Here is an 11,679-nt window from a genome sequence, read left to right as displayed (position 1 = left end):
TGCATTAATTTACATAATTATACATTAAAGCTAAATATCATTTGCTAAACTGAATCAGTTCTGATGTTTCTTTTTAAATAACGAAGACCCGAGTTATCACCTATGGATATAATTGACCAAAACCGCAGGAAGTGGTTGGGAATTGGTGCGGCTACTATCGGCCTCAGCTTATTACCTAGCCATGTATTTGCTGCCATGACGACACCACGACCAAGAATTCTACGATTTGAAAATCTCAATACTGGCGAATTTTTAAAAACTGAATTTTTCAATGGCCGCAGTTATAACAAATCTGAGCTTGCGCGTTTGAATCACATGTTTCGTGATTACCGTTGCGATAAAGTGAAAACTATCGACCCTAAGCTGTTCGATCAAATTTATTTATTACAGATGTTGATGGGAACTAATAAACCGGTTCAGTTAATTTCTGGATATCGCTCATTGGAAACCAATAATTCATTACGTAAAAAAGGCTCTGGTGTGGCGAAAAAAAGCTATCATACCCGTGGTCAAGCAATGGATTTTCATATTGAAGGTTTACAGCTAAGTAACATCCGTAAAGCAGCGTTAAAAATGAAAGCTGGCGGTGTAGGTTATTATCCAAGAAGCAATTTCGTACATATCGATACAGGACCGGCAAGAACATGGTAATCTGTGCATAGGTGACACAGATTACGGAGTAATTGCTCGATGAAATATACTATTATCCCAGTAACACCCTTTATGCAAAATTGCCATGTTATTTGGGATGAAAATTCAATGGAAGCTGTCATTGTCGATCCGGGCGGTGAGGCAGAAAAATTAATTTCTGCAATTGAAAGCCGTGGATTGAAGTTGACTAAAATTCTATTAACCCACGGTCATTCCGATCACATCGGTGCTTCAGCTATACTTTCAAAACATTTCTCAGTTCCCATTCATGGGCCACAGAAAGAAGATGCTTTCTGGATTGAAAACTTAGCCGAACAAAATGCGATGTTTTATATTGGCGATTGCCCAGACTTCACACCAGATTATTGGTTAGAAGAAGGTGATAAGATAACCTGTGGTGATATCAGCTTTGATGTGTTGCACTGTCCGGGGCATACACCAGGACACATTATTTTTGTCAATCACGCAGATAAACTGATATCCATGGGTGATGTCTTATTTAAAGGCGGCGTTGGACGCAGTGACTTTCCTCGCGGCAACCATCAAGATCTAATCTCCTCGATTAAAAACAAGGTATTGCCGCTCGGTGATGATTATCAATTCATTCCGGGTCACGGCCCAATGTCTAATTTAGGACATGAGCGTCAGACCAATCCGTTTTTGCAAGATGAACAGCCTGTTTGGTAATTAATTTAACTTAATTTATTATATTATTTATTTATGCCTCATTAATGAGGCATTTTTATTTTTATGAGTGTAGATAAATTTACTCCTAATTTAATTTTGTTTATAGAATAAAATTATTGGTTTTGTTATTTTTTTTATGTTAAATAACAACTATGGATAATTAATAAATGAAAGGTAATAACTACACTATAAATTTCATGCAATATAATTTGTATAATTATATTAATGCCCCTAAAAACAAATCATTCTTTACCAATATTATGACTGAGTATGGTATCAATCATAGTAAATCAGCAGGTTATTGTTATGGGTTGGCAAATGAATTTTTAATCTATAATATAGACGATAAAGGTGCTGATTATATTCAGCAGTTGAATTATTTATATGATATTACTAGTTATGATAGAGTGGGTTTATCTGCAATAGATAAAGCAAGATATGACGCTTTGAAAATGCATGCCCAAGTTCTATTGAATGAGTATATTTATGATTTTATTAAAATCCAAGCAATTCGTGATAACTCTTTAAGAAATAGGGATTATTTTGATGGCCTAACCTATGATAAAATTAACAATAGAATGTTTGGTGATTATTTTAATGATATAATTGATAAAAACTTAAAGAAAGCTACGAAGGTTAATGAAAAAAATAAAATTTATTATCAGTATATTTATGAGTCCCAAAAAATAAAATTTAAAGAATATATTAATGCATTATATGCTAATAAGGATTTTTTTAATACAAAGGAAGGAGAAGTTTTTAGTTCTGACCCTATTTTTTTAAAATTAAAAGAAAAATTTATACGGGGGAATTTATTGTCAGAAAGTAAATACTCGGTCTCTGATGCGCATTTTTTTATTGACTCGATATCTGAAAGCATTAATAGAGATAATTATTTAAAGTTAGAGCTAACAAATAACCAGCGAGGTATTAAAGGGAATAATATACATCAGAATTATTCATTTAATACATTAGAGGGAACGACAGTAAAGAGATTTAAGGACGTCATTATTGCTCATACAGCTAAAAATAAAACACCACTCTATTATCAATTGATTTTAGGTAACCACGCGGTTGTTGTTAGCGCAAAATATAACAATAAAAATCAATCATGGGAATATTCATTCTTTGATCCTAATAGTGGTGTTACGACGATTAACAAACAGATTGATTTTTTTTCTTATTTAGATGATCACATTAAAATAAATGCTGAAAAAAATAAAATACCTATTTTTGATAATGATTATAATATAACTGTTAGTGAATTTAAAAAAAATTGGAATAGTGGGAGTGGTTTTAAAAAAATAAATAAAATCAGTTTAAAAATAACTGAAAATGTACTTTTAGCTGAAAGAAAAATCACTTATCAGCAAGAAGGGAGTAAGTGCAAAATAATATATAAAGAATTCAATCCGGAAAATTGTTTACTAAAAATTAAGGTTATCGTAGGGAGTGTCGAATTTATAGCATATACGGATATTTTAGATGGACAAGACCTTTATACACGGATAGTTAATAATCCTGAAACTATATCTAAAATTAAAAAAGATGTTTTTATCTCTCAAGATGGATACAAAATTTATTCGATAAATAAAGATTTCGATATCAAGACCTTTGAAAATATCAATAAGAGTCATAATAATCAAAACATTGCAAGGGATTATATTAGTGTCAACTTGCATTTAAAACCGTTGTCCAATAATGAACCCAAGCCTATTACAGGGATCCCAGAAAATCATCAACGAGCCATTACACAAGTTGCCAATGACTATAATATTATTATAGGTATGCGGCCTATTGATTATAAATCGACAAGTTTAATTGCTTCTGGTCTGTATAGCAGTAAAGGGCTCTCGATTAAAGGTAAAAGTTCAGATTGGGGACCTCATAGTGGCTTTATTCCTATTTTACAGCAGTTTGCCAAAAAATCAGCTCGGGATGAGCAAGAGAAATATAATGATTATGTAACACAGTCTATTGAGCAAGGGCATGCAAAGGCGGTGATACTTGAAGTAACTCATGAACGTATGAATGAGCTACTTAAATATAAGGTAGTGGAGCCATTGGTGGATGTAAGCTGGGGAGAATACAGCAGTAGAACAAGTGCAAAGGTGGATAATGTATCCTATCATTTTGTTCTTAAAAATATAACTCGAGGAGAAAGTAAGGTATGGCAAGTCTATCATCTATCTGGTAATAAAATAAATCCTTTCCTTGTGGTCGGTGACCCTAAAACGGGAAAAGCGATGACGGCAGATTATGATCTTTTTAGTGTTATTTTTTCAGTTTCTGAGCTAGAGCATTATGTTAGAGTGTCAGAAATGCCTTCATGGAAAGAATGGAAGGCGAGTGTTAACTATGATGAACTCACGAATGAACAGAAAAAGCTCTATCAGACTGAGGTTGAATATAATAAAAGAGAGGGGAAAGATAATGGTATTACTAATACAAAAATCAAGGAGATTAATCGAGATTTAAATAAAAAATTAGGGCGCCCTGTTGGATTAGAGTTAGTTCATCATGGGGCTGATGATGCTAATCCTGGAAGTGTGATGAAAGATAACTTCCCAATTACCTTTTTCTTACCGGATAAACTCAAAGGAAAAAATAAATTATCAGGAACAAGCCAATCGATAGATACTTATTTCCAAATGAATTCATCGGGTACGGTTATTATTAATGATGTTGAAAGCCTATCAAATTTTCAACAGTTATTAATTAATGAGGGATATCGTGCTCCTCTCAATGCTAACTGGTGTGAAGGGGAATATGCTGATTACTTTAATCCAAAAAGAAAAATATCAGATAGTTTTATTAATGCTAGAAGAGAGATACAGCGTAAGAAAAGCATCCCTATTGTTGATCAGAATTTTATTGAGGGGAAAGAAAATCAAAAAGGATATATTGATAATAACTTCGGTAAACCTATTGCGCAATTAGATATGGGCTTTGGTGATATTCAATTAGATGAAATAAATACACATAATAATGGCGTATTAGCTGGTGAGCAATCATCAAGTATTGAGTCACTTGAGCATTGGTCTGATCCAATAGATAAATATCGAAAATTACAGCAGCAGGATGCTGAAACAGTAAGAAAAATAAAACCAACTGAATATGATTATAATGTAATTATTCAAATTGAAGGTGATGAAATTGCAGCTCGTGCAACAGGTAATGCTTTTTCTAAACACCCAGACGATTCCATGGTTATTCAATATAATATGACGAATAAGCAATATAAAATATTACATGGGGATCTTCAAAGGATAAAAAAAGGTAAGGTACGCTGGATAACTGTTGGGCATGGTATTTATTATGGGAATAATGAGCCAACGTTATATGCTGGAAAGAATGCTGCAGAATATGTTAATAGCATTTTATACTTACAAAATAAAATATTAAAAAGTAAATCTCCAGATAAATTAGTCTTGCTAGGGTGCAACCTAGCGCGAGGTGGACCTAATGAAAATTTTGTAATAAAAACAATTCCTTTATTAGCTGAGTATAATGTAAGAATTCCCGTTGTTGCTTACAATAGAATGGTAAGTAATATTTACTTGGGGAATAAATTAGTTATGCCTATTGATGGTGATAGTGATTCGGTAAGTACAGATGGTTACAAGTTTACTTATCAATATAATACAGGTTCAGAGCAGGTTATAATTAATGGTAAATCTAGTGTGTTATATTTTATTAATGAAGTTCGCCGTGGTGAGATTACGTTAAATCAATTAAATGATTATATTGAACCAGATCCTATGCGCGTATTTAGGGATCTAGATACGCGCACCCTTGATATGGATTTATTAAAGAAAGTTATTTATAACCATGATGCCTATAAATTATTTGTTAATGAATTGAAAATACATAAAGGTAATCTACCTGATGATTTTTATTTTACCTTTAATGAAAAAATTAATGAATTAGGAATTAAAGAAACACCAATTTGGAAAATGGTGAGTTCTGAACGCATTCTTAACCGAGTATCAAATATTACAGCTCAAAATATTTCAGAATTAACAGTGATTATTCGCTTAACGGATGATAGAAAAGGCTTATTGCAATCAGAACGTTTAGCTGCAAGGGACCCACATAATACGTTAATTTTCCAGATGGATGTTGAAAATAAAAAAAGTATATTAGAGTATGGTTCAGCGGATTTAATTTCTTTAGTAGAGGAAAATAAAATAACTAATTGGGTAATTATTGGTGATACTGATATTATAAGAAAACCAACTGGTAAATTGGCATCTGAATTATTGGCACTGAAAAATAAATATCCATTAATAAATCCTGAAAATATTTTATATCATTCAGTAGGCCCCGCTATGATAACTGACGCGGCGGAGCATAAAGTGTTTCTTATGGACTTATCTGCAAATCTTAAATCGCATGGTATGACTTCCGAGGTTAAATCCAAATATACGCATGATTATAATCACCATCTTGCTAGTGTAAATAATGATACTCAGAGTACATCATTTTTAGGCGGAAATTCACATCAGTCATTGATTACGTTACTGGAAAAAATATCGTTAAAAGAGGTTTTAATTCAAGATATCACTAAGGTGGAACATCCTTATTTATTAAATTATTTTTCAGATGAAAATGGAGGGGTTGATATTGAAAAATTAAAAATCGCAGTATCAGACCCATTAATTAATAAAAGATTGAATGATATTTTGAGTCAAAATAAAGATTTTAATACTTTGTCAATGAACTTGCTTCTTGAATCTTCACTATCAAATAGTTATCAGCAACAAGCCGAGTATATTCATACTCTATTAATTGAGATAAAAAATGATTTATCGTTATTAAATAATTTAAGTGAAAACTCAAAACTATTATTGAGTAAAATATTTCCGGCTGGGGATGGATTTAATGGAGTTGAGTTTAATAAAGGTAAAGTTTTAGACTTAGTCACTGATGATAATAAATTCATATTATTAAGCAATAACCTAAAAGAGTTTAGTTCATCTAATTTAGTGGCAGAAGAGGCTCAGTTAAGGAGACTTTCGTTTAGTGAAGTGTTTAAAACCTATGAAAATAACCAAGCACAGCGATTGAAGCAATTTAATCAGCTGTTAAGTTATGGTTATAAAGTGGGGTTAATTAACCATGATGTTATCCGTTTAGTGGATCAACCTAGAGTGATAGACCAAACTCTGGGGGGAATGTATGGCATTGAATTTTATTTTACGGGTAGCGATACGGCGCGAGATATTATTGAGCGAAAAGCACAGCTTGAGAGAATTAAATTTAAAGGTACATTAACATCAGCAGAAAGATCATTGTTGATAAAAATGGATGAATATAGCCACTATATTAATACCGTCGTTCGTGAAAATAGTATATTGGTGGTTGATCAGTCGCTATTAAACTTATTTTCAACCGTCTCCGGTTCTGGCAATGCAATTATTTTCATAAAAGGAAAATCAGCTACTTATACGGTAATGCAAGTCAACCGTAATGGAAGTCATGAAATTAGTTTATTTGATCCTCAAGGGATACAATTTAGTATTAAAAATAGAACGTCTGAGGGAGCTCAATGGAAATTCCAACAAAAAATTAAACATTATTTTAATGAAGATATTCAACTTGCGGATGGAAAATTTATTGCGAGAGGAAAAAATGCCGGGCTCGAAGTAATGAAGAATGGCAATTTTAGAGCTGATTTCCAGGTTATTGATTTAGATTTTAAAAATATTAAAAAGGTATTGCCCTCATTACAAAATCAACGAGAATCGATTATAGAGCAAACTGCGTTTTCCCTACCTAAAAATCGCTGGGTTACTATCAATGGGGAAAAAGTTTCTTTTGTAAAATTACAGCAATTAGGCGCCACAATAGAGGGAAGAACAATTTCTCTTAGCGATTTCGATGTGGGTGGACAACATAAAAAAATTCGCTTTTCCCCTGAGAAATTATCGACCTACTTTACCTTAATGGAGGGTGGGAAAGAGGATCTCTCTTTCATTAAAGTGTTTCATGAGCAATTAAAATCAGCAGATATTTACCAACTCGTCGAGCGGAAAGCTAACTTTGCTGAGTCGGGAGCACTGAAAAAACAGTTTAAATATTTAGCGAGCAATATCGATGCTCAACAGGACGCTGTTGCGTCCTCCACATTACTCAAGGTTCGTCAAGCGGGTAACAAGCTTCCTAAATATCATCGTATTGCAAATCATGCTGGGCAAGTCATGGGAGCGGCTGGTGCGATCCAAAGTCTGATTAGCGCTTATGCTATTTTGGCCAAATTGGATAATCCCGATATTAGCGTTGAAGAAAGTAAAGAGTTAGAGAAGCAGTTTTATTTACTTGTTGCGTCTGCCTTTTTTAATTATGGCGATATGATAGTGCAACCAATGCTATTAAGTATCGCATCGAGTAAGGGGACAAGCTCATTGTTCCGGTCAAGACTTGCAATGGGCACGGTAGTGATCTTCAATTTGATAGGGATGGGAATTGATGCCTATCAAGCTTACGACAGTTTATCTAAATTGGACAGTGTAACAGACCCTAAACAGCGTGAAGACATTATTGTTAATGCCACTTTTTCTATTGTGGGTTCGGTGATCAATGGGGTGACTGTCATTGGCGTCTTAGTCGGTTCTTCGACTATTCCGGTTATAGGATTAGTTGTTGGAGGAGTATTGCTCGTGGGGGGCTGGGTTTATAACGGCATCCGAGCTGTTGAAAATATTAAAAATATTATTGATATTGACTGGGATCGCGAATTAGAAGAAGGGATCCGAGGCGCTTTTGGTTTGGAGCCAACCTTACGTAGTCAGCAAGAGATGAGTAATCAACACCAGATTAATGCATTCAAAAATCAAGATTGGGATAGGGATCTGATTTTATTCGAAAGTAATATTCAGCATGCAGGTTTTGGTCATCACCTCAGTATTGTTGAAAAACCCATCTCTGAACCTTTGCAGAGATATTATTTAGTTGATAATCATAGGAATTACTTCCATGGAACTTTCTCTACTGAAAAATTAGGATCAGGAAATATTGTTTTCTGTTTTTTACGTAATGGAGCCCCTACGTTTACAGCTGAAGAAGCCGATTTCATTTTACAAATTGAACTCGCTAGAAATAGAGGCTGGTTTAAACGTTTAAAAACTCTCTATAAAAGCTATGAAAGTATTGAGCCAGATTATCGTAAAAAGATTCATTTTAAGCGGGAAGCTAAAGAGATAATAGACCTTAAGCCGATAGGCAGAGTCTCGACTAATGAGCATTATTCTTTAAATACTAGTTATAAGAACCCATTATTTGATGAATTTAAAGTCCGGCATCAGGTGCTAGATAATAATTTATCATTGCCCCTAGATAGGCAATTAAAGAATTCAGCTTCAGAACAAATTAATTTTTATTCAACCAATACTCAATTTAGTGTGTTTGGGCAGCGCTTGATTAGCGCTGATGAACGCTTCTTTAGTGAAAATTTGGTGAATAATACTTATCGCACGGCATTACATATAGAAAGCACATTTAGCCAAGGGATAAGTTGGAATACAGCTAATGGTAATGATGTGCTTATCGGAAAAAAATCACAAAAAAATTCCTTTCAGGTTTTACTTGGTGAAAAATATTTCGCAGGTGGGGACAGCGATGATTTATTTTTTATGCGTGATTGTAGCGTAAGTTCATTAATGTCACGCGGAGGGAAATTACCAACTAAATATTTAGATGGTCAAGGTGGGCAAGATACCGTCATTATTGATAGCTTACCGAAGAACCATCAGGTGCTTGTCGATTTAAATGCAAATACGCTGAATTATCAGGAACAAAGTTCTCTTATCGTTATTCCAGCGGCGAACTTACAAGCAATGGAAAATGTGGTGGTAAGGGGAAATAGCGATGACACTTTACAGGGAAATGATGCGGTTAATATATTAGATGGTGGGCTTGGCTTTGATGTATTGGAAGGAAAAGGAGGCGATGATCTGCTTATTTTAACCCAAGGTAGAGCGCTAGGTGGTGATGGTAATGATAGCTATCGTATTCGCCGTTTTGACTGGTCTGAACATGTTAGTGATTTTTATCTTACAGAACGTTATTTTGACATAAAAGAAAAAGTTGTTAAAACTCGAAGGTATCATAACCCTGTCTATATACAGGGTAATAGAATATATCAAACGGAAGTAATGATTAATGAATATAATCGTTCACAAAGCCGAGTCAATTTAGAATATTCCTTAGATGAAATAATACAAATACGGTTAAGTGGTAATAACTTGGTCTTAACAATAAAATTGGCGGACCACGTGATTGGTGGACAAAGTTTTGCAAATGTAGAAAGTGAAGTATCAATTGTGTTAGAAAATGTGTTTGAATCAGATGGCGATTCGAAAACGCTGCATCATATCTATCAGCTACAAACACGTGATGGTTGGGTGATGACAACTCAACAAGATAAAACACGACCTCATCAATATTTCAGCTTAAGTTATATTCAAGAATATGATCAGTTACCAGCCCCTGAACATAAATCCGTCAAAATAGATGAGCTAGCTAATTGTATAACGATAAATCAATCTCGTTGCCATATTGCCCCTGAATGGGGTTGGTTTACCCCGATTGGCCGTGCTGAGCATTTATCCTATTACGGCAATGATAAAAATAATTTATTACCACTTATCAAGAGTGGTAGTTATATTGAAATTAGTCGTGGAATCGATACTTACCAAATTGTGCAAGGAAAAGATGAATATGGGCAAATTGTGTTCGACTTTTCTAAAGTGAAGGATAGTTTTACTAAATCGGATAGTGTGAATTTATTATTGCCGACTGAGAATGGTTATTCACTACACATGGATGGCTATGAGATTTACTCTATTAATAATTCAGGGAAAAAACAATTAGATATCAAGTTTACTAATGTCGGAGAGCACCTGACGGAGGTTGTTTTACTGCAAGATAAACACAGCAACGTATTTAAAGTGAATCTAAAGGAGGGCTTTATAACGCCAATAAAACCCGTCATGGAGAGCAGTGACCACGCTGACCAAATAATCCTACCTGCAGGTTATATATCAGAAGAGCATGTTATTGATGGGGGGAATGGTGACGATATAATTATCAGCAGAAGCTTAGACAGTTACGTCCTATTAGGTGGTAAGGGTGATGATAATATTAAGGCCTCAGTCGGAAATAATGTTCTGTATGGCGGCGCTGGGATTAATTCGGTTAGCGGTGGGCTAGGTGATGACCTACTGTTATCGAGTGATGGCAGTGATGCTTTAATGGGTGGGGAGGGAAGTGACCATTATGTGATTGAGGGTAACCAGGCGGGTGGGGTTTATATTGTAGATGATGCGGGGCACAATCATATTCACTTGGTCAACTTTAAAGACGATCCGATAAAGCAAAGTAATGAGGAATACCTGCTCTATTCTTCAGCAGGCGGTAAAATTGTCAAAATTAAACGACCTAGCGATGACAGCGCGGCTAATTTTAACATTCATCATTATGAACGATTGGATGAAAAATTTATTGCATCCACAGGTGATGGTATGACACCGCTCGTGAATTATTTATCTAAAAAATTGCATGAAGAAAAGCATTTCGGAGAGCTTGCTACTTGGAAGCCAACTGAGAAACTGGCTGACACGCTAAAAGGGCTGACCGTGAAACCCGTAATGCTAACAGCGGGTAATGATGGAAGGACGCTACAGCCTGACAGTAGGAGAGATAACTGGTTCATTGATGCTTTATCTGACAATGATGAGATCATGGATATGACTGAGTACGGTCGTGTGATAAAAGGTGGTGGTGGTAATGATAAACTGATTGCGACTGGCGGAGAGAATGTGCTGTATGGTGGGCAAGGTAATGATGTTTTATTGGCACAGGGTATGCATCAGGATGTGTTGATCTCATTAGATGGAGAAGACCAATTATCGGCAGATAAAGGAGATGATCTCTACATTATCAGTGGCCATGGTGAAGGGGATGTGACGGTCACTGATTTTGCTGGGCGAAATAAGCTGCTATTGATTGGTTTTGAGCGTAACGACACCGATGGCAATCAGTTATCCGCAACGGTGACTGAAACGAAATATGAATCAAAGAGTGGAAGAGTCGTGACGTTACGCCATAACAACCATTTGAATAAAGTGGCTAATGTAACCGAGGTGAATTATCTTAACGACCACAGGCTGCTATCAAAACAAAATATAGATCAAACCGTTGAACGTTTGATACAGCTACTCGCCGAGCAACGTATAGCCTATGAAAGTAACCTTGATTCTACGATAAAGAATGGTAATTATAGAAAAAATTGGGGGGCGGCACAAATAACAGAGCACTTCCTCAGCAACCTTAAATAAC

At 35.0% G+C, this 11,679-nt stretch carries 3 protein-coding genes; all 3 read left to right on the top strand.

The window, feature by feature from the left end; all coding sequences use genetic code 11:
* Positions 1–102 precede the first annotated feature (102 nt).
* The 3 genes from ACTH6U_RS07015 to ACTH6U_RS07005 all read left to right on the top strand — a co-directional run bounded on the left by ACTH6U_RS07015 (position 103) and on the right by ACTH6U_RS07005 (position 11,678).
* Positions 103–651 carry a YcbK family protein gene (locus ACTH6U_RS07015; protein WP_294107315.1) on the top strand — a complete coding sequence of 183 codons (549 nt, stop codon included), beginning with the start codon at positions 103–105 and terminating at the stop codon, positions 649–651.
* Positions 652–690: 39 nt separating this feature from the next.
* Complete coding sequence (locus tag ACTH6U_RS07010; RefSeq protein ID WP_441831898.1) at positions 691–1,338, top strand: MBL fold metallo-hydrolase; 648 nt, start codon at positions 691–693, stop codon at positions 1,336–1,338.
* Between the two features lie 815 nt (positions 1,339–2,153).
* The gene (locus ACTH6U_RS07005; protein ID WP_441831897.1) at positions 2,154–11,678 is read left to right on the top strand and encodes an anthrax toxin-like adenylyl cyclase domain-containing protein; all 9,525 of its coding nucleotides are present in this window, start codon (positions 2,154–2,156) and stop codon (positions 11,676–11,678) included.
* Position 11,679 lies beyond the last annotated feature (1 nt).

This window comes from Providencia sp., assembly GCF_052096715.1.
Taxonomy (GTDB): domain Bacteria; phylum Pseudomonadota; class Gammaproteobacteria; order Enterobacterales; family Enterobacteriaceae; genus Providencia.
The sequence above is the reverse complement of the archived record's forward strand: the minus strand, read 5'-3'. Positions and strand labels throughout refer to the sequence as shown.

Bases quoted from the DNA above. Each gene is read 5' to 3' on its own strand.
- ACTH6U_RS07015 (WP_294107315.1), top strand. From the start codon at position 103: ATGGATATAATTGACCAAAACCGCAGGAAGTGGTTGGGAATTGGTGCG.
- ACTH6U_RS07010 (WP_441831898.1), top strand. From the start codon at position 691: ATGAAATATACTATTATCCCAGTAACACCCTTTATGCAAAATTGCCAT.